Origin of the sequence: Moorella thermoacetica, from assembly GCF_001267405.1 — a bacterium.
In the GTDB taxonomy this organism is placed as follows: Bacteria; Bacillota; DSM-521; order Neomoorellales; family Neomoorellaceae; genus Neomoorella; species Neomoorella thermoacetica.
The window spans coordinates 519,127-538,571 of record NZ_CP012369.1; the positions used below are offsets into that span (position 1 = coordinate 519,127).

General features: G+C 59.1%; 20 protein-coding genes and 1 pseudogene. 20 read left to right on the forward strand and 1 reads right to left on the reverse strand.

Features of this window, described 5'->3' with window-relative positions; translation table 11 throughout:
- Positions 1–29 precede the first annotated feature (29 nt).
- From lepA to MOTHE_RS02675, 17 genes and pseudogenes are all read left to right on the forward strand, one after another.
- Positions 30–1,838, forward strand: a complete 1,809-nt coding sequence (lepA, locus tag MOTHE_RS02590) for a translation elongation factor 4 (protein WP_053094625.1) — start codon at positions 30–32, stop codon at positions 1,836–1,838.
- A gap of 2 nt (positions 1,839–1,840) precedes the next feature.
- Positions 1,841–3,007 carry a radical SAM family heme chaperone HemW gene (hemW, locus tag MOTHE_RS02595; protein ID WP_011392119.1) on the forward strand — a complete coding sequence of 389 codons (1,167 nt, stop codon included), beginning with the start codon at positions 1,841–1,843 and terminating at the stop codon, positions 3,005–3,007.
- Positions 3,008–3,106: 99 nt separating this feature from the next.
- On the forward strand, positions 3,107–4,141 hold the full coding sequence (gene hrcA / locus MOTHE_RS02600) for a heat-inducible transcriptional repressor HrcA (protein ID WP_011392120.1): 1,035 nt from the start codon (positions 3,107–3,109) through the stop codon (positions 4,139–4,141).
- Positions 4,142–4,237: 96 nt separating this feature from the next.
- Positions 4,238–4,915: a nucleotide exchange factor GrpE gene (gene grpE, locus MOTHE_RS02605; RefSeq protein WP_011392121.1), complete on the forward strand. Its 678-nt coding sequence runs from the start codon at positions 4,238–4,240 to the stop codon at positions 4,913–4,915.
- Complete coding sequence (gene dnaK, locus MOTHE_RS02610; protein WP_011392122.1) at positions 4,908–6,746, forward strand: molecular chaperone DnaK; 1,839 nt, start codon at positions 4,908–4,910, stop codon at positions 6,744–6,746. Before grpE ends, dnaK begins: the two co-directional genes overlap by 8 nt.
- Positions 6,747–6,759: 13 nt before the next feature.
- The gene (dnaJ, locus tag MOTHE_RS02615; protein ID WP_011392123.1) at positions 6,760–7,908 is read left to right on the forward strand and encodes a molecular chaperone DnaJ; all 1,149 of its coding nucleotides are present in this window, start codon (positions 6,760–6,762) and stop codon (positions 7,906–7,908) included.
- A 153-nt stretch (positions 7,909–8,061) separates the two neighbouring features.
- Positions 8,062–8,802 (forward strand): 16S rRNA (uracil(1498)-N(3))-methyltransferase, encoded by a 741-nt coding sequence (locus MOTHE_RS02620; protein ID WP_011392124.1) that lies wholly within the window; start codon positions 8,062–8,064, stop codon positions 8,800–8,802.
- A 36-nt stretch (positions 8,803–8,838) separates the two neighbouring features.
- Positions 8,839–10,191: a tRNA (N(6)-L-threonylcarbamoyladenosine(37)-C(2))-methylthiotransferase MtaB gene (mtaB, locus tag MOTHE_RS02625; RefSeq protein WP_011392125.1), complete on the forward strand. Its 1,353-nt coding sequence runs from the start codon at positions 8,839–8,841 to the stop codon at positions 10,189–10,191.
- A gap of 73 nt (positions 10,192–10,264) precedes the next feature.
- Complete coding sequence (locus tag MOTHE_RS02630; protein WP_011392126.1) at positions 10,265–10,609, forward strand: histidine triad nucleotide-binding protein; 345 nt, start codon at positions 10,265–10,267, stop codon at positions 10,607–10,609.
- Between the two features lie 90 nt (positions 10,610–10,699).
- Complete coding sequence (gene rpsU, locus MOTHE_RS02635; RefSeq protein ID WP_011392127.1) at positions 10,700–10,876, forward strand: 30S ribosomal protein S21; 177 nt, start codon at positions 10,700–10,702, stop codon at positions 10,874–10,876.
- A gap of 138 nt (positions 10,877–11,014) precedes the next feature.
- A complete protein-coding gene (gene yqfC / locus MOTHE_RS02640) occupies positions 11,015–11,317 on the forward strand; it encodes a sporulation protein YqfC (RefSeq protein WP_011392128.1) in 303 nt (100 codons plus the stop codon).
- Positions 11,318–11,332: 15 nt separating this feature from the next.
- Positions 11,333–12,621, forward strand: a pseudogene (gene yqfD, locus MOTHE_RS13805) (sporulation protein YqfD).
- Positions 12,622–12,698: 77 nt separating this feature from the next.
- Entirely contained in the window at positions 12,699–13,700 is a 1,002-nt protein-coding gene (locus MOTHE_RS02655) for a PhoH family protein (RefSeq protein WP_053094629.1), read from the forward strand.
- Positions 13,682–15,850 (forward strand): HD family phosphohydrolase, encoded by a 2,169-nt coding sequence (locus MOTHE_RS02660; RefSeq protein WP_053094630.1) that lies wholly within the window; start codon positions 13,682–13,684, stop codon positions 15,848–15,850. Before MOTHE_RS02655 ends, MOTHE_RS02660 begins: the two co-directional genes overlap by 19 nt.
- The gene (gene ybeY, locus MOTHE_RS02665) at positions 15,819–16,289 is read left to right on the forward strand and encodes an rRNA maturation RNase YbeY (RefSeq protein WP_011392132.1); all 471 of its coding nucleotides are present in this window, start codon (positions 15,819–15,821) and stop codon (positions 16,287–16,289) included. Before MOTHE_RS02660 ends, ybeY begins: the two co-directional genes overlap by 32 nt.
- The gene (locus tag MOTHE_RS02670) at positions 16,289–16,630 is read left to right on the forward strand and encodes a diacylglycerol kinase family protein (protein WP_011392133.1); all 342 of its coding nucleotides are present in this window, start codon (positions 16,289–16,291) and stop codon (positions 16,628–16,630) included. The genes ybeY and MOTHE_RS02670 overlap by 1 nt, the downstream gene beginning before the upstream one ends.
- An 11-nt stretch (positions 16,631–16,641) precedes the next feature.
- A complete protein-coding gene (locus tag MOTHE_RS02675) occupies positions 16,642–17,331 on the forward strand; it encodes a DUF502 domain-containing protein (RefSeq protein ID WP_011392134.1) in 690 nt (229 codons plus the stop codon).
- On the opposite strand, the gene MOTHE_RS02680 is transcribed toward MOTHE_RS02675, so the two are convergent.
- Positions 17,260–17,748: an NUDIX hydrolase gene (locus tag MOTHE_RS02680; protein WP_011392135.1), complete on the reverse strand. Its 489-nt coding sequence runs from the start codon at positions 17,746–17,748 to the stop codon at positions 17,260–17,262. The two genes, MOTHE_RS02675 and MOTHE_RS02680, sit on opposite strands and share 72 nt — an antisense overlap.
- Before the next feature lie 114 nt (positions 17,749–17,862).
- Here MOTHE_RS02680 and MOTHE_RS02685 point away from each other — a divergent pair, with 114 nt between their 5' ends.
- The 3 genes from MOTHE_RS02685 (at position 17,863) to MOTHE_RS13610 (ending at position 19,403) form a co-directional block, all read left to right on the forward strand.
- Positions 17,863–18,252: a cytidine deaminase gene (locus MOTHE_RS02685; RefSeq protein WP_011392136.1), complete on the forward strand. Its 390-nt coding sequence runs from the start codon at positions 17,863–17,865 to the stop codon at positions 18,250–18,252.
- A gap of 12 nt (positions 18,253–18,264) precedes the next feature.
- Entirely contained in the window at positions 18,265–19,170 is a 906-nt protein-coding gene (era, locus tag MOTHE_RS02690; RefSeq protein WP_011392137.1) for a GTPase Era, read from the forward strand.
- 77 nt (positions 19,171–19,247) lie between these two features.
- Positions 19,248–19,403, forward strand: coding sequence for a YqzL family protein (locus tag MOTHE_RS13610; RefSeq protein ID WP_176553521.1), 156 nt, complete (start codon positions 19,248–19,250; stop codon positions 19,401–19,403).
- The last annotated feature ends 42 nt before the right edge of the window (positions 19,404–19,445 follow it).

A 19,445-nucleotide genomic window follows, 5' to 3' on the forward strand; every position in this document is an offset into this window, starting at 1 on the left:
TTAAGCCAGATTGCGGGGGAGGAAAAAGATTGTCGGTGGAACAAAAATATATCCGTAATTTCTGCATCATTGCCCATATCGATCACGGGAAATCGACCCTGGCCGACCGCCTCCTGGAGTATACCGGCGCTTTGAGCAAGCGGGAGATGGTGGACCAGGTCCTGGACACCATGGATCTGGAGCGGGAGCGGGGTATTACTATTAAACTCCAGGCCGTGCGCCTGCACTATAAAGCCCGGGACGGGCAGGAGTATGTCTTAAACCTGATTGACACCCCCGGGCATGTTGATTTTACCTACGAAGTCTCCCGCAGCCTGGCCGCCTGCGAAGGGGCCCTGCTGGTGGTCGACGCCGCCCAGGGTATCGAGGCCCAGACCCTGGCCAATGTTTACCTGGCCCTGGAACATAACCTGGAGATCATTCCGGTGATCAATAAAATCGACCTGCCCAGCGCCGAGCCGGAACGAGTGCGGCGGGAGATTGAAGACGTCATCGGCCTGGATGCCAGTGAAGCAATACTGGCCTCGGCCAAGACCGGCGTGGGGACAGAAGAGATCCTGGAAGCCATTATCCGGCGGGTGCCACCGCCACGGGGCGACGGGGAAGCGCCCCTCCAGGCGCTGATCTTTGATTCTATTTTTGATAGTTACCGGGGCGCCATTCCCTACTTTCGGGTTGTCCAGGGTAGAGTTCGGAAGGGGGACAGGATTCGTTTCATGGCCACCGGGGCCGAGTTCGAGGTTAATGAGGTCGGCGTTTTCACCCCGGCACCGCGTCCGGTGGAATCCCTGGCGGCAGGTGAGGTGGGCTTCCTTTCGGCCAGCATCAAAAACGTTAAGGATACCCGGGTAGGCGACACCATTACCAGTGCCGAGCGGCCGGCTCCCGCACCCCTGCCAGGCTACCGGAAGGTTATGCCTATGGTCTATTGCGGCCTCTTCCCGGTGGAATCCGAGCGTTACGACGACCTGCGGGACGCCCTGGAGAAACTCCAGCTCAACGACGCCTCCTTGACCTTCGAGACGGAGACCTCGGTGGCCCTGGGCTTCGGTTTTCGCTGCGGTTTTTTAGGGCTGCTGCACATGGAGATCATCCAGGAGCGACTCGAGCGAGAGTATGGCCTGGAACTCATAACCACGGCTCCCAGCGTAGTCTACCGGGTGGTGGGCACCAATGGCAGCGTTATCATGGTCGACAACCCTACAGCCTTGCCGGCGCCGAACCTCATTGACCACATAGAGGAACCCTTTGTTGAGGCCACCATCATGACACCGAAGGATTTCGTAGGCCCGGTCATGGAACTCTGCCAGGAAAAACGGGGGAGCTTCTTAAATATGGACTACCTCTCAGAAAAGAGGGTGGCCTTGAAGTACGATCTGCCCCTGGCGGAGATTATCTATGACTTCTTTGATCAGTTGAAGAGCCGCACCCGGGGTTACGCCTCCCTGGATTACTCCTTAAAAGGTTACCGTCCTTCGGAACTGGTGAAGATGGACATCCTGATCAATAATGAGGTGGTAGACGCCCTCTCCCTGATCACCCACCGGGACCAGGCCTACCAGCGCGGCCGCGCCCTGGTGGAGCGATTGCGCCAGTTGATACCCCGCCAGCTCTTTGATGTGCCCATCCAGGCCGCCATAGGCAGCCGCGTTATCGCCCGGGAGACCATTCCGGCCCTGCGCAAAAACGTCCTGGCCAAGTGTTACGGCGGTGACGTCACCCGGAAACGGAAGCTCCTGGAGAAGCAAAAGGAAGGCAAAAAGCGGATGAAGCAGGTGGGGACGGTGGATATCCCCCAGGAGGCTTTTATGGCCGTTTTGAAAGCGGGGAAATCGTAGTTATGGGGACAATGTCTCAGGCTGGCTTTGTAAACAAAGCCAGCCACATCTATATCCACATACCCTTCTGCGTCCGCAAGTGTAACTACTGCGACTTTATCTCCTATCCCGAACAGTCACCGGAGGTGATGGCCGTCTACTGCCGCCTCCTGGAGGAAGAAATGAAGCTGGCGGCCGGGACGTGGCAGCCAGGGCCGGCAGCAACGGTTTTCCTGGGTGGCGGTACGCCGACCATCCTTCCTGCCGACCTGCTGGAAAGGATTCTGGTTGCTGTCGAGGGCTATTTTAACCGGCAACCGGAGGCTGAAGTTTCAGTAGAAGCCAACCCTGGCACCATCACCCTGGAAAAACTACGGGTTTTGCGCTCCGCCGGGGTTAACCGCCTTTCCCTGGGGGTCCAGTCCTTTGACGACCGTCTCCTTAAGGCCATGGGTCGCATCCACCGCCGCCGGGACATCTACCAGGCTTACCACCTGGCCCGCCGGGCCGGCTTTGCCAATATAAACCTGGATTTAATTTTCGGCCTGCCGGGCCAGACCCTGGAGAACTGGCAGGCTACTTTAAGGGAGGCCCTTGCCCTCCAGCCCGAGCATCTTGCCGCCTACAGCCTCCAGGTGGAGGAGGACACGCCCTGGGGCCGTCTGGCGGCAGCAGGCAACCTGAACCTTCCGGGCGAGGAACTGGAACTGGCCATGTACCAGGAGGCCCGGGAAAAGCTGGCTGCGGCCGGCTACCAGCAGTACGAAATTTCCAACTTCGCCCGGCCGGGGTACCGCTGCCGCCATAACGTCACCTACTGGCTGAACCATCCTTACCTGGGCCTGGGGGCGGCGGCGGCTTCCAGCTGGCGGGGAGAGCGCTGGCAGAATTACAAGAACCTTGAGCAGTACGGCGCGGCCCTCTCCGCCGGCCGGCTTCCCCGGGCAGAGATAGAGGTCACTACACCCCGCCAGCAGATGGCTGAAACTATGTTTATGAGCCTGCGCCTGCTGGCCGGTGTTAATCTGCAGGCCTTCCGGCAGCGATTCGGTAAAGACGCCCGGGAGGTTTACGCCGGCGAAATGGAACGGTTGCTCCGGGCCGGCCTGATTGAAGTGCAGGGGCATCACCTCAAACTGACGGAGCGGGGCCTGCCCCTGGCCAACGAGGTTTTCGCGGCCTTTGTCTGAGCGACTTCTTCTTGACAAAACCTGAGGGGGGTGGTATGTTTTAGTTGAAGCTCTTAGCACTCGGAACATAAGAGTGCTAACAAGAAGGTGAAACCAACCATGCGGATGGATGAGCGGAAACAGAAAGTCCTGGCAGCCGTTATCCAGGACTATATCCTTACGGGTGAACCGGTAGGTTCGCGTACCATTGCCCGGCGCTACAACCTGGGAGTCAGTCCGGCCACCATCCGGAATGAGATGGCCGACCTGGAGGAGATGGGTCTTTTGGAGCAGCCCCATACCTCAGCCGGTCGGATACCTTCGGATCAGGGTTATCGTTACTACGTCGATTGTCTGATGCCACCTGCCCATTTAACGCCGGAGGAGGAGGAGTATGTCCGCCGGCGGTACAACCAGAAGATGCTGGAAATCGAACAGGTCCTGGCGGAAACAACCCGGTTAATCTCCGAGATGACCTCTTATGCCGCCATTGCCCTGGGCCCTGACCAGGGCCGGGCTTCCCTGGAGGAGGTCCAGGTTTTACCGATCCAGGTGGCTAATAAAGCCCTGCTGGTAGCTGTTACCAGTACCGGCGTAGTGGAACACCGGGTCTTAACCATCCCGGAGGGCGTAACCCCGGAGGACCTGAACCGGATCTCCCGGGTATTAAATGCCCGCCTCCAGGGCCGGGCCCTGGAAGACCTGCGCCAGATGGTTTTAAGCGATATCTACCAGGAACTGGCCCAGCACCGGAATCTGGTTAATCTGGTCCGCGACCTGTTGCAGCAGCTTCTATCCCTGGAGAGCGGCGAAAGGGTTTACCGGAACGGGACCTTGAATATTTTAAATCAGCCCGAGTTTAAAGACCTGGACCGGGTACGGGAGATCCTCTCCTTCCTGGACCAGGACGAGGCCCTGCGGCGGATTTTTATGACCACACCCTCAACCGGTTTAACCATTCGCATCGGCCAGGAAAATAAAATTGAGGGTATTGACAAGTGCAGCGTAGTGACCATCAGCTATGCTGTAGAGGGAAAGATTATGGGCAAGGTTGGTCTCCTGGGACCGACCCGGATGCAATATTCCCGGGCCATTTCTGTTCTCCGGTGTGTTGCCGATGCTTTATCCCAGACCCTGGAGCAACTCTACCGGTAAAGCGATGGGTCACCTGCAACCGGCCGGTGCCTTTGGGTGCTGGCTTTTTTTGCGAAAGGAGTGAAGGGTTGTTTGAAAGATCAGGAGCAGCATAAAATGAAGGATGAAATGACCTGTCCGGAACCGGGACCGGGTGCGGCTGCCCCGGAGACAACAGGAGCCGGTACTACCGGAGACGAACCTGTACCCGCAAAGGGCGGGGCAGGACCGGAACAGGCGGAGGCCATGGACGCAGCCGGTGAAATTGTAAATTTGACGGAGGAAATCAATAGCCTGCGGGCGGAGGTAGAAAATAAGACTGCGGCCCTGGCCGAACTGCAACAGCGCTATTTGCGGTTGCAGGCGGATTTTGATAACTATCGCAAGCGCACCCGCCGGGAACAGGAGGAACTGACCCGGATGGCTGCCGCCCGGCTGATTACCAGCCTGTTGCCGGTGCTGGATAACCTGGAACGCGCCCTGGCGGCGGTGACGGATAACAAGGCTGAAGGCTTGGCCACGGGGGTAGAAATGACCCTGCGCCAGTTAAAGGAGATCCTGGAGCAGGAGGGATTAACCCCGATTGCGGCCCTGGGCCAGCCCTTTAACCCGGAATTGCATGAAGCCGTGGCCAGGGAGGAGACGGAAAACCCGGAGCAGGCCAACATGGTGGTGGCAGAGTTCCGCCGCGGTTATACCTTGAAGGGCAAGCTTTTACGGCCGGCCATGGTAAAAGTAGCCGTAGCCGGAGCAACCGTTAAGGAAAACGGACAGGAGGTAGATAAAGATGAGTAAAGTAATCGGTATTGACCTTGGTACGACTAACTCCTGCGTGGCCGTCATGGAAGGCGGTGAGGCAGTAGTTATTCCCAATGCCGAAGGCGGCCGGACCACTCCTTCCGTGGTCGCCTTTACCAAAGAGGGCGAGCGGATCGTGGGCCAGGTGGCCAAACGCCAGGCCATAACCAATCCTGACCGGACGGTAATATCCATTAAGCGGCATATGGGGACCAACTACAAGGTAAAAATTGATAATAAAGAGTATACGCCGCAGGAGATCTCAGCCATGATCCTGCAGAAACTGAAAGCCGACGCGGAAGCCTACCTGGGCGAAAAGGTTACCCAGGCCGTCATCACCGTGCCGGCTTACTTCACCGACAGCCAGCGCCAGGCAACCAAGGACGCCGGGCGCATTGCCGGCCTGGAAGTCCTGCGCATCATCAACGAACCGACAGCAGCTTCCCTGGCCTATGGCCTGGATAAAGGCGAGGACCAGACCATCCTGGTTTACGACCTGGGCGGCGGCACCTTTGATGTTTCCATCCTGGAGCTGGGAGACGGCGTCTTTGAGGTTAAAGCCACCAGCGGTAATAACCGCCTGGGAGGCGACGACTTCGACCAGCGAATAATGGACTATCTGGTGGATATCTGCCGCCGCGAGCATGGCGTTGACCTGACCCAGGATAAGATGGCCATGCAGCGCCTGAAGGAGGCTGCCGAGAAAGCCAAGATTGAGCTTTCCGGCATGACCAGCACCAATATCAACCTGCCCTTTATCTCGGCGACGCCCAACGGCCCCGTCCACCTGGATGTCAACCTGACCCGGGCCAAGTTTGAGGAACTCATCGCCGACCTGGTAGAGAAGACCGTGGGTCCGACCAGGCAGGCCCTGGCCGATGCCGGCCTGGAACCCAAAGATATCGATAAAGTATTGCTGGTAGGCGGTTCCACCCGGGTGCCCCTGGTACAGGAGACGGTGCGCAAGATCTTGGGCCAGGAGCCCCATAAAGGCATCAACCCCGACGAATGTGTTGCCCTGGGAGCGGCTATCCAGGGAGGCGTCCTTGCCGGTGAGGTCAAAGACGTGCTGCTGCTGGACGTCACGCCCCTTTCTCTGGGCATTGAAACCCTGGGCGGCGTGTTTACCAAACTCATTGAGCGCAATACAACCATTCCTACTTCCAAGAGCCAGATCTTCTCCACTGCCGCCGACAACCAGACTACGGTGGAGATTCATGTCCTCCAGGGCGAGCGGGCTATGGCCGCTGATAACAAGACCCTGGGCCGCTTCCAGCTGACGGGGATCCCTCCGGCGCCCCGGGGAGTGCCCCAGATTGAGGTCAAGTTCGACATTGACGCCAATGGTATCGTCCACGTCTCGGCCAAGGATCTGGGTACCGGCAAACAGCAGGCCATTACCATCACCTCGTCCAGCGGCCTGAGCGAGGAAGAGATCCAGCGCATGGTCAAGGAAGCCGAGGCTTCGGCTGAGGCCGACCGCCGCCGTAAGGAAGAGATCGAGACCCGCAACCAGGCGGACTCCCTCATCTACCAGGCCGAGCGCACCTTGAAGGAGTTCAAGGACAAAGCCGACCAGAATGATGTAGACCGCATCGAAAAGGCGAAGAAAGAGCTCCAGGAGGTCCTGGACAGCAAGAATAATGACAAGATCAAAGAAAAGATGGAGGCCCTCTCCCAGGCCCTTTATACCCTGACCACCAAGGTGTACCAGCAGGCTGGTGCTCAAGCCGGAGCCCAGGGCCAGGGCGCGGCCGGCGGCCAGAAACAGGACGGTAACGTCTACGACGCTGACTATAAAGTCGTCGACGACGACAAGAAAGAATAGCCGGTGATCTACCATGGCTAAGCGCGATTACTACGAGGTCCTGGGGGTTTCCCGGGACGCCTCGGAGGCGGAGATCAAGAAGGCTTACCGCCAGCTGGCGCGCAAATACCACCCGGATATGAACCCCGGGGATAAAGAGGCCGAAGAAAAGTTTAAAGAAGTTCAGGAAGCCTACGAAGTCCTCAGTAACGCCGAAAAGCGGGCCCGTTACGACCAGTTCGGCCACGCCGGTACCGAGGCTGGCGGTGGGCCCGGATTCGGCGGTTTTGACTTTGGCGGCGCCGGGGCCGATTTTGGCTTCGGCGATATCTTTGACATGTTCTTTGGTGGAGGTTTCGGCGGTGCGGCCCGGCGTCAGGGCCCCCAGCGAGGCGATGACCTGCGCCTGGACCTGGAGATCTCCTTTGAGGAAGCCGCCTTCGGCGTAGAGAAGGAGGTAGGCATCCCCCGCCAGGAGAAATGTCCGGAGTGTGGCGGTAGCGGGGCGGCGCCCGGCACCCACCCGAAGACCTGTCCCACCTGCCACGGGACTGGACAGATTCGTATCGCCCAGCGGACGCCCCTGGGCCAGTTCCAGACCATTCGCACCTGCCACCAGTGCCACGGCCAGGGGACGATCATTGAGACGCCCTGTCCCAGGTGTCGCGGCCGGGGCGTAGTCCAGCGCACCCGCAAGATCAGGGTCAAAATTCCTCCCGGCGTGGATACCGGCGCCCGGTTACGCATGGCCGGCGAGGGCGAGAGCGGCCTGCGCGGCGGCCCGCCCGGGGATCTCTATATCTATATAAACGTCCGGCCCCATAAGCTCTTCCGGCGGGACGGCTACGACGTTTTCTGCGAAGTACCGGTTTCCATGGTCCAGGCCGCCCTGGGTGACAGTATCAAAGTACCCACCCTGGACGGCAAAGAAGAGCTGCATATCCCGCCCGGTACCCAGAGCGGTACCAGTTTCCGCCTGAAGGGCAAGGGCATACCCCGCCTAAACGGAGTCGGCCGGGGCGACCAGCACGTCCGCATCCACGTCGAGACCCCGACCAACCTCAACGAAAAGCAGAAAGAATTATTGCGGGAATTTGCCCGGCTCTACGGCAGCGAACCCCGTGGCGCCAGGGAACAGGACAAAGGCTTTTTCAGAAAGGTAAAGGACGCCTTTATGGGTTAGCCAGGCGTAAGTAAACTTTGCGCGAAGCCTTGGGCTTCGGCGGCCCGCCGCTTAAGCGCCCGAAGCCTGAAGCCAGTACCCCCAGCACCAGGGAAGCCAACAAATAATCGCCTAATGTGGTAAAACCCTATTTTCGGCAGGAGGGTGAGCCGTATGGCCCACCATTTTTTTCTACCAATAGTGGTCGCCCCCGGAGAGACAGTCCTCCTGGAAGGCGAAAACGCCCACCACGCCATCCGCGTCCTGCGCCTCCGGCAGGGAGAGAGTATCACCCTGGCTGATAGCAACGGCCAGGGATACAGGGCGGAAATTGTAGCCATCACTGAAGGCCGGGTGGCAGCTGCCATCAAAGACCCCCTGGACAGCCCGGAGCCCAGGGTCAGGGTCACCCTTTACCAGGGCTGGCCCAAAGGGGATAAAATGGATTTAATTATCGAGAAATGCACAGAACTAGGTGTGGACAGGATTGTCGTCCTGGCAACGGAGCGCTCTATCCCCCGGCCGGACCAGCAGACTTGTGCCCGGCGCCGGGAGCGCTGGCAGCAAAAGGCCCACGCCGCAGCCCGCCAGAGCCGCCGCCACCGCATCCCGGTAGTGGACGGTCCCCTGGGGCTGGCCGAGGCCCTGGTTAAACTCCGGCCGGACACCCTGTTACTGGTCCCCTGGGAAGAAGAACGCACCCGGGACCTGAAGTCCATCCTGGCTACCGTTCCGGCGGACCGGGAACTGGCCCTGCTTATTGGCCCCGAAGGAGGCCTGAGCCGGGCCGAAGTTGACCTGGCCTGCCGGTTCGGTGGTTTACCCCTCACCCTGGGCCCCCGCATCTTGAGGACGGAGACGGCCGGACTGGCCTGCCTGGCGGCCATTATGTACGCCATGGGGGAACTGGGGTAGAGATAAAAGCGTCATCCATGAGGTGGTGAATATCAGGTGCCAGCACCCCGGGTAGCCCTGGTGAGCCTGGGCTGCAAAGTCAACCAGAACGAGGTGGAGGCCCTCAAGCACCTTTTCCAGGAAGCCGGCTACCAGGTAGTCCCCTTCCCGGAAGAGGCCGACGTCTACGTCGTCCACACCTGTACCGTCACCCATATCAGCGACCGCAAGTCGCGCCAGCTGATTCGCCGGGCCATCCGGGCTAACCCGGAGGCGGTGGTCGCCGTTACCGGTTGCTATGCCCAGGTGGCGCCGGGGGAAGTCCTGGCTATCCCCGGCGTCGACCTCGTGGTGGGAACCAGGGACCGGCACCGCCTGGTTGAACTGGTTGCCAGGGCCAGGGAGGGAACTGCCCCTATAAACGCCGTCAGGCCCCACGAAAAAGGGGAAACCTTCGAAGAGCTGCCCCTGGTGGAGGTCAGCCGGGCCCGGGCTTTCCTGAAGATCCAGGAGGGTTGCCAGGAGTTCTGCACCTACTGCATTGTCCCTTATGCCCGCGGGCCTTTACGTAGCCGCGACCCGGAACTCATCCGGGCGGAGGTGAGGCGTTTGGTTGATGCAGGTTACCTGGAGATTGTCCTGACCGGTGTGCATACCGGGGCTTACGGCCGTGACCTGGCGGGAGATATCGATCTGGCTGGCCTTTTGAAAAATCTCGTACAGGTGCCGGGTCTCAGGCGCCTGCGCATCAGTTCCATCGATCCCCTGGACTTTACCCCGGAGCTCAAGGCCGTTTTGACGGGTGAAGGGATTATCTGCCCCCACTTCCATATCCCCCTCCAGAGTGGCGACGATGCCATCCTGGGCAGGATGGGCCGGCGTTATACCGGCCAGTACTACCTTGAGCTCATTGCCAGCCTGCGCTCGGGCCGGCCCGGGGCGGCCTTCACCAGCGACGTCATGGTCGGTTTTCCCGGAGAAACAGAGGCCCAGTTTCAAAATACCCTGGCCGTCGTTAAGGAGGCCAGCCTGGCTGGCATCCACGTCTTTCCCTATTCCCCCCGCCGGGGTACACCGGCGGCAGCCATGCCCGGCCAGGTGGCGGCAGAGGTAAAGAAAGATCGTGAAAGGCGCCTGCTGCAACTCGGCCGGCGCCTCAGCCGCCAGTACGCCCGGGAATTTCTAACTCAAACCCTGGACGTCCTGGTAGAAGGGCCCCTCCCCGGTTGCCCGGACTGCCAGGAGGGCCTCACAGGCAACTATCTTCGGGTAGCCTTCCCGGCGCCGGCTGACCTCACCGGCCAGCTGGTACCAGTCAGGCTGCAGGAGTTGCGCGGGAGTTTAATTTGGGGTAAATTAGAAAAAGATGTTAGCGACAGGCAGGAAAATGGCTGGCGAGGGAGAACTTAATATACCGGGAGAAAATAAAAGGGAGAAGCCGGGGAACGGGACCCCGGGCAACCACGAAAGGAGTAAAGGGCGCGTGGCTGAAGATTGTATCTTTTGCCAGATAGCGGCAGGTAAGATCCCTTCAGAAGTGGTCTACCAGGACGACCGGGTTGTAGCCTTTAAAGATATCCGGCCGGTAGCCCCGGTCCACATCCTGATTATCCCCAGGAAGCATATCCCTGACCTGACGGCCATTACACCGGAGGATGGCGACCTCATCGGTTATATACACCTGGTGGCCGTAAAGCTGGCCCGCGAGTTCGGCCTTGCCGACCGGGGCTTCCGGGTGGTAAATAACTGCAAAGAGGAAGGCGGCCAGGCCGTTTATCACCTCCACTTCCATCTCCTGGGTGGCCGGCAGCTGCAGATCCTGGGTTGACGCTGCAAAAGGGATCTACTATAATAAAATTTATGCAAAGCTGTGAGGGGACAGCTAACCACCGGGTTGGCGGAGGGAGGGAAACAGTAGTTGAGCGAGGTAAAGATTGGTAAAAACGAATCCCTTGATGCCGCTTTAAGGCGTTTCAAGAGGATTTGCCAGAAATCCGGGGTCCTTTCTGAGGCCCGGCGGCGCGAACATTACGAAAAACCGAGCGTCAGGCGCAAAAAGAAATCCGAAGCCGCCCGCAAACGTCGCTGGCACTAAAGGTTAATGTCTTCCCAACCCCTGAAACAAAAAATTTCCGGTGGCGAGCTTATGGGAAAAACCCGGTCCGATAGGACCGGGTTTTTTGCGGTCTTTTTTAGCCTCCAGGTGCATAGAGTATTGGCAGGAGGGGGCAGGATGGCCAAGCACAGTTTACGTCGCCGGCTGGCCGCCAGGGTCAGGCATATAGAAAAATCGGTAACCGAATTTCTCGATCTACCCCCGGAGGCGGCCCTGGATTTACCGCGCTTAACCCTGGTTGGCAACAGCCGCCTGCTATTGGAAAACCACCGGGGTATCGTCACCTACAAGCCTGACCTGGTGAAGTTAAAACTAACCGCCGGGGAACTGGAGATTAAAGGAACAGGCCTCTTTCTCCGGGAGATTAAGCCTGACGCCATCGCCCTGGAAGGCACCATCCGTTCCCTCGAGTTTTGCTAGGAGGTGCGAGGTTACGTGACCGTACATAACTGGCAGGCCTACCTGACCGGCTACCTGGTCCTGACCATCAGCGGCGACGACCCCGAGGCTTTTCTCAATCTGGCCCTGGCCCGGGGCCTCACCCTCCTGGACGTTACCCGCACCGGCAAGGGCCAGATTCTGGTCAAAATGCCGGTTAGCGAGTACCGGTTATTACGCCCCCTGGCCCGGGAGAGCCACTGCCGTGTCCGTATTGTGGACAAGCGGGGCCTGCCTTTTTTCAGCCGCCGCCTGCGCGGCCGGCAGCTATTACTTGCCGGCGTCCTTTTCTTTTTGGTTGCCATCTACATCCTCTCGGCCTGCGTCTGGGTGGTAGATGTCCGGCCCGAAAAGGGAACCCTGCGCCAGGTTACACCGGACCAGGTTATAGCCGCCGCCAGGGCTGAAGGCTTGAAGCCCGGTGCCTGGAAGGGCAGGATAGACATCCGCGCTCTGGAGTACGGCCTGGAACAGCGCCTGCCCCAGCTGGCCTGGGTGGGGGTCAGCTTCCACGGCACCAGGGCAGAAATTAAGGTCGTCGAAAAGATACCCCCCCAGCAGGCGATGACTATGAATTACCGGCCAGCATAATTGCCGCCAAAGACGGGGTGATTAAACAGATCCTGGTGATGAATGGTGAAGGGCGGGTGGCTGTCGGCGATACGGTTCGCCGGGGAGAGGTCTTGATCTCCGGCCTGATCCTGCCTCCGGAGCCGGAGAAAAAACCGGGTGAAAACCAGCCGCAGCAGCAACCACGGCCCGAACCCCGCCTGGTCCGGGCCCGGGGTATTGTCCGGGCCCGGGTCTGGTATGAAGAAGAAAAGGAGATAGAGCGCCTGCAGGTCCGGGAACAGGCCACCGGACGTCAGCAGAGAGCGATAATAATTAAGACTCCCGGACGCCAGGTCGTTCTCAGGGGTCCGGCCCGGTCCCCCTATGCCCATTACCTGCAGGAAAATAAAGTAATCACTTTACCGTCCTGGAGGAATTTCCCCCCTCCCGTCGAACTTATCATCAGTACCTACCGCGAGATCCGGATCCAGAAGCAACAACTGGGCTACGAAGAGGCTGTCAGGGTCGCCGGTCAACAGGCCCTGGCCAGCCTGAAAGCCCGGTTGCCGGCAGGGGTAACCATTACCGGTGAGAAAATAATCCCCCTCACTGGAACGGGGGAACAGAGAGTCCGGGTGCGGGCCTGGGTCGAAACCGAAGAAGACATCGGCCAGGTGGTCCCTCTGCATGGCCGGACGCCCCCCGGCGGTAACCCTCCGGCGACCCCCGGGTAATCATTATCCATCTTTACTAAAGGACAAATGAAAGCTATAATAATTTACTAAAGCCTTCAATACTATCAGGGGAGATGATGATCAAACCATTGGCCGATATTTATGAAGTAAAACTCACCACCGGCAATAACGGTGAGGCGGCCAACATCTTTGGCCACCAGGATGAAAACCTGAAATTTATTGAGAGCCACACGCCGGCCCGGATTATCGCCCGGGGTAACGAAATAACCTTAAGCGGCGACCGGCGGGAAGTCCAGGTGCTGGAAAAGCTTTTCTGGCAACTAATAAAACTCGCCCGGGCGGGAACAACCATCAATACAGCAACCATCAACTACACCTGGAACCTGGTCCGCAGGCAGGACGGCAGCCAGGATCAGCCGGACCTGGCCCAGGCTCTGGGTGAAGTGATTTATGTTACCCCCCGGGGTAAGCAGATCCGGCCCAAGACCCTGGGACAATTGCGTTATATTCAGGCCATGCGCCGTTATGATATCGTCTTTGGTATCGGCCCGGCCGGTACCGGTAAAACCTACCTGGCAGTAGTTATGGCCGTCAATGCCCTGAGGGCGCGCAGCGTAGAAAGGATCATCCTGGCCCGACCGGCAGTAGAAGCGGGAGAGAAGCTGGGCTTCCTCCCCGGCGACCTGCAGGAAAAGGTCAATCCCTACCTGCGCCCCCTTTATGACGGCCTTTATGACGTTTTAGGACTGGAAACGGCACAAAAGTATATGGAAAAAAATATTATAGAAGTAGCGCCCCTGGCCTATATGCGGGGACGGACCCTGGACGACGCCTTTATCATCCTGGATGAGGCCCAGAATACTACTTCCGAACAAATGAAAATGTTCCTGACCAGGATCGGCTTCGGCTCCAGGGCGGTAATCACCGGCGATATCACCCAGGTGGATCTGCCCCGGGAGACAACCTCCGGCCTGGTGGAAGTCCAGAGGATTTTAAAGGGCATTGAAGGCATTGCCATCGAGTATTTAACGGAAGCCGATGTGGTTCGGCATCCCCTGGTCCAGGAGATCATCAAGGCCTACGAGAGGAGTGACCAGATGTGCCATGGCAGCGGTTAGAGACGCTGCTGCACCCGCTGCTGGCCCGGCTCGGCCCCAGGTTTCTTACCCGGCGGGCCGTCTGGGGGATGGCCCTGTTTGTCATAGCCGTGGCCATTATGGCCCTTGATTTCCTTCCCCAAAAACTCGATCTCACAGTTGGTCAACCCAGCCCCAGGGACTTTAAAGCTCCCCAGGGCATTGTTTATGAAAGCGAGGTTTTAACCCAGAAGGCCCGGGAGGAAGCGGCCCGGCAGGTAGCACCGGTTTACCGGGTGGATAATACGGTGGTCGCCTCCCTTACCGGCCAGGTAGATAGTATTTTCCAGTCAATCAGGGAAATTAATAATAGTACCGGCGATGCTAACGAGCGCGTGGCCCGTTTAAAAGAGCGCCTGAACCAGTTCAAGCTGACGCCGGCAATTATCCAGGCCCTGGCCACAGCCGATAGCGGCACCATCAATAACCTGGCAACTGCTACAAAGAGCATTATCAACCAGGTGATGGGCGAAGCCGTCCCCCAGGACGCTTTAAATACCGCCAGGGATAAAATGCTGGCGGCAGTTGAGACTTCGGGCATTGACGCCCGGTACCGGCCCCTGGTGGCAGCCCTGTTGAGGGAGCTCGACTTAAAACCCAACTTGATTTACGACGTTGCCGCTACCATGCAGAAACAGGAAAAGGCCCGGGCCGAGGTAGTTCCGGTGCAGGTGACCATCCGCCAGGGGGAAAAGATCGTTAGCGACGGCGAACTGGTGACGGCGGAGGATATTGAAGCCCTGCAGAAGCTCGGCCGGCTGCGCACCGGCACCTCGTGGGGAGGCTTTATAGGGCTGATTCTCTTTCAGGGTATCCTGGTAGCCCTCATGCTCCTTTATTTACGCTTTTTTAAACCGGATATCTATGGTGATAACCACCTCTTACTTCTACTCGGCCTTTTGTGGTTGATTTTTCTTGTTTTCTCCCGGGGCGTAGTGGCCATCAGCCTGGGGGGGCGGCCCGACCTGGCCCGGCTGGTAGGTTACCTCATGCCCGTTGCAGCCGGTTCCATGCTGGTGGCCATCCTCCTGGACGCCCAGGTGGCGGTCATCTTTACTGTTTTTCTGGGCCTGGAGGCCGGCATTATTAGCGGCAACTACTACCAGTTTGCGGCGGCCGGATTCATCAGCGGCCTGACGGGGATTTACTGTGTGGCCCATTTAAGCCACCGCTCCGACCTGGCCCGGTCAAGCCTGTTTTTAATGCTGGCCAATCTCTTGAGCGTGGTCGCCCTGGGTTTGATGCTTAAAGATACCCTTTTCCAGCTCAGCATCGCCGCCGGCCTGGCCCTGGCCAATGGTCTCCTTTCGACGGTGTTGACCATCGGCTTTTTACCCTTCCTGGAAAATAGCTTTGGCATCACTACGGCCGTCAAACTCCTGGAGCTGTCCGATCCCAACCATCCCCTGCTAAAGAGGCTCCTCCTGGAGGCACCGGGCACCTACCACCACAGCATCCTGGTCGGGAATCTCGCCGAGGCAGCAGCCAACGCCGTGGGAGCCGACTCCCTTCTGGCGCGGGTAGGGGCCTACTATCACGACATCGGCAAGTTGAAACGGCCCTATTTCTTTATCGAAAACCAGGTCACCCCGGAAAACCCCCATGACCGCCTGGCGCCGACCCTGAGCACCCTGATTATTTCCTGCCACGTGAAGGACGGCCTGGAAATGGCCCGGGAGTTCCACCTGCCCCGGGTAATCCAGGACATCATCGCCCAGCACCACGGGGCCACCCTGATGTCTTACTTTTACCATAAGGCCTGTGAAAACAGCCGGGATGAAAAAGAGGTGGCGGCTGACGATTTTCGTTATGAGGGACCCAAGCCCCAGAGCAAAGAGGCAGCCATTGTCATGCTGGCCGATAGCGTGGAGGCCGGTATCCGTTCCCTGCCTAAAGCCACTCCCGGCCGGATGGAAGGTTTTATCCGTAAAATCATCAAGGAAAAACTGGAAGATAACCAGCTGGAGGCCAGCGACCTAACCTTCAGGGAACTGACAGTAATCGCCGAAGCCTTCATGCGGGTTTTAAACGGCATTTTCCACACACGGGTGGAATACCCGGAGGTGGTCGTCAAGGAGATAGAAAGGAGAAAAAACCGTAATGGAGTGCTCCATAAACAATCAGCAGGCTGATTACCCTGTGGGCGAGGAACTGCTCTCCACCCTGAACCGGGTGCTGCAGGCCGCCGCCGCCGCTGAAGGGGTGGCAGGGGAAGCCGAGGTAAGCCTGACCCTGGTGGATGATGCGGCCATAAAGGAGCTCAACCGCACCTACCGGGGGGTGGACGCCCCTACGGACGTCCTTTCCTTTGCCCTCGAAGAGAAGGGCCCTGATGAGCCCGCCTACGCTGACCCCGGGGGGGACAAGCTCCTGGGGGACATCATTATCTCCGTACCCACGGCAGTCCGTCAGGCCGGGGAATACGGCCACTCCCTGGCCCGGGAACTGGCCTTCCTGGCCGTCCACGGTTTCCTGCATCTCCTGGGCTACGACCACGACACGGCAGCAGGGGCGGCGGATATGGAGGCGCGCCAGGAGGCCATCCTGGCCGGGGTAGGGCTGAGGCGTTAATGCTGGCCAAATTTCGGGCGGCCGGGGCCGGGATTGTCTACTGCCTGCGGACGCAAATCAATATGGCCGTCCACCTGCTGGCCGCCATGGTGGTCATCGGGGCGGGCTGGTACTTCCGGATCGCGGCCTGGGAATGGGTGGCCCTTACTATAACTATCACCATGGTCCTGGCGGCCGAAGCCTTGAACACAGCAGTGGAAGTTACCGTGAATCTCTATACGAAGCAGTATCATCCCCTGGCGCGGATCGCCAAGGATGTAGCCGCCGGGGCCGTCCTGATTACGGCCCTGGGGGCGGTAGCTGTAGGCTACCTTATCTTTGGACCCCGCCTGGGCTTTTAGGAGGCTTTCTTTTGCGCCGTTTACGCCGTTTCTTTCTCACCGGTATTATAGTAACCATGCCGGCGGCAGCGACCATCTACGCCCTGTGGCTGGTCTTCAGTTTCCTCGATCAGCTGGCCGGACAGGCCGTAGGCCTGTTCCTGGGCCGGCGGGTCCCGGGCCTGGGCCTGGCCTTGACATTGGCCGTGGTTTTAATAGCCGGCTTCCTGGCCACCAACTTTATCGGCCGCTTCTTCCTGAACCTCTGGGACGAGGTTATGTACCGCATTCCCCTGGTCAACTCTATCTACCGGACCGTCAAGCAACTGGTAGAGGCCATCTGGCGGGACGATAAAAAGGCCTTTCAACATGTAGTTATGGTCGAGTATCCCCGCCGGGGTATTTATTCCCTGGGCTTCCTTACCGGTCCGGCCCCGGCCGAGGCCAGCATGCGGGCCGCCAGCGACCTGGTCAATGTTTTCGTCCCCACCACACCCAACCCCACCTCCGGCTTTTTGCTCCTGGTCCCCCGGGAGGAGGTTATTCCCCTGGAGATGCCGGTAGAAGACGGTTTAAAGCTTATCATTTCTGCCGGGGTGGTCGGCCCGGCGGGTAGGACAGCCAGCGGGGGCGCAGGCTGGGGCCGGCTTCTACAAGGACTGACCGCCAATGGTACGATAAACAACCCCGGTTGGAGGAGAAGCCGGAATACCGCCGAGTAAACCCCACTCTGCCAGGAGTTCTTTCAACCCGGAGGTGAGGGGATAGTCAGCTATTTTCGGTAGAGGCACCCAGCAGGCAGCGGTAGCGTCGTCGGCCGGATTCAGGCTGCCGCCCCGGTACTCGGCCCAGAAGTCGATCAGGACATAGTGGTATTTTACCCGGCCCCTGTTGTCGGTATAAATGCTGTCCAGGACAGCGATGGGCGGGCCGGCGGCTATAATAAGGCCGCACTCCTCATAAACCTCTCGTTCAACGGCCCGGGGCAGGGTTTCCCCGGTTTCCTGGGCACCGCCGGGCAGGCTCCAGAGCCCCGGGGACGGCGGCTTCCCCCGCCGCACCAGTAACAATTTTTCTTCCCTGACAACTACCGCCCCTACCCCCACCAGCGGTTGAGACGGGTAGCACCGTTTCTCCATACTTTCACCCCGCCTTTCGTCTTTTTCTCCCAGTTTAGCATTTCTTACCGGTACGGCCAAGAAAACTTTGCTTGTTGCCCCTGACAATGGTAAAATTAAAGCAGGGATTGCCACATGAAATATGACCTGCAGGATTTAATTGCCATGGCGGCGGCCGCCAGGGATAAAGCCTATGCGCCCTATTCCCACTTCCGGGTAGGCGCCGCCCTCCTCACGGCCGGGGGTAGAGTCTATACCGGCTGTAACATCGAAAACGCCTCTTACGGCCTGACCGTCTGCGCCGAGCGGGTAGCCCTGTTCCAGGCGGTAGCCGCCGGCGAACGGGAGTTTACCGCCCTGGCGGTCGTCGGCGGTGACCTGGAGGCCTGCTTTCCCTGCGGTGCCTGCCGTCAGGTCCTGGCCGAGTTTGCCCCCGACCTGGAGGTTATCACCGGCCGTCCCGGGGGCTCTATCCACCGGCGGCGTTTAAAAGAACTCTTACCGGATACTTTTACCTTGAAATGAGGTGCACGTTCCTTGGCCGAAGCTTACCGTTCCGGCTTTGCCGGGCTCATCGGCCGGCCCAACGCCGGTAAATCCACCCTCCTCAACCGGCTGGTAGGTCGTAAAGTGGCCATTATGTCCGATAAGCCCCAGACGACCCGCAACAAGATCCTGGGGGTCCTGACTGCAACCGCGTATCAAATAGTCTTTCTGGATACCCCCGGCATCCACAAACCCCGGCATCAGCTGGGTGAGTACATGGTAGCCGTAGCCCGGAACACCCTGGCCGAGGTTGACGTCGTCCTTTATGTCGTCGACGCGGCGGAAGAACCCGGCGCCGGGGAGGAGTATATCATCTCCCGGTTAAAGGAAGTTGACGTGCCAGTAATCCTGATCCTCAATAAAATGGATCTGGTAGCGGGGGAGACCCTCATCCGGCGGGAGGAATTCTTCCGCGCCCGCCTGGATGTGGCCGCCGTCCGCGCCGTATCGGCCCTGGTGGGCACCAACCTGGACACCCTGCCGGATCTTATCAGTACCTACCTGCCCCCGGGCCCCCAGTATTACCCGCCGGATATGGTTACCGATCAGCCGGAGAAATTCGTCATGGCAGAACTCATCCGGGAGCAGGTCCTCCGGGCTACCCGGGAAGAGGTGCCCCACGCGGTGGCCGTGGTAGTGGAGGAGATAGCCGAACGCCCCAACGACTACCTCTACGTCGACGCCGTAATCTACGTGGAGCGGGATTCCCAGAAGGGGATCATCATCGGCGAAGGCGGACAGAGATTGAAGGAAATCGGCAGTCAGGCCCGCCGGGAAATGGAGGCCCTCCTGGGCAATAAGATTTTTTTAAATTTGAGGGTCCGCGTGAAGAAGAACTGGCGCCAGCAGGAGCTTACCCTGAGGCAACTGGGTTACGACCGCCGCCATATCCAGTAGAACACCAGTATAGGGCTTTGCTTTTGGGTCCAGGATAACTAATACCCGGCAGGAGAAATTCAGAAAGGATGACTCCCATGGAAATAAGCGAAGCCTGGTGGCAATTGTTTACCCTGACGGGAAGTATCGAGGCTTACCTTCTCTACCGTGATAGCTTGAATGCCGGCGGCTTCCCTCCGGTCTCCGGTGAGCTGGCCGCCGTCGGCGAACAGCCAGGTACCAGTGACAAGTAAGACTGGATAGACTTCTGCCGGCGCCCGACTCTTCCAGGATCA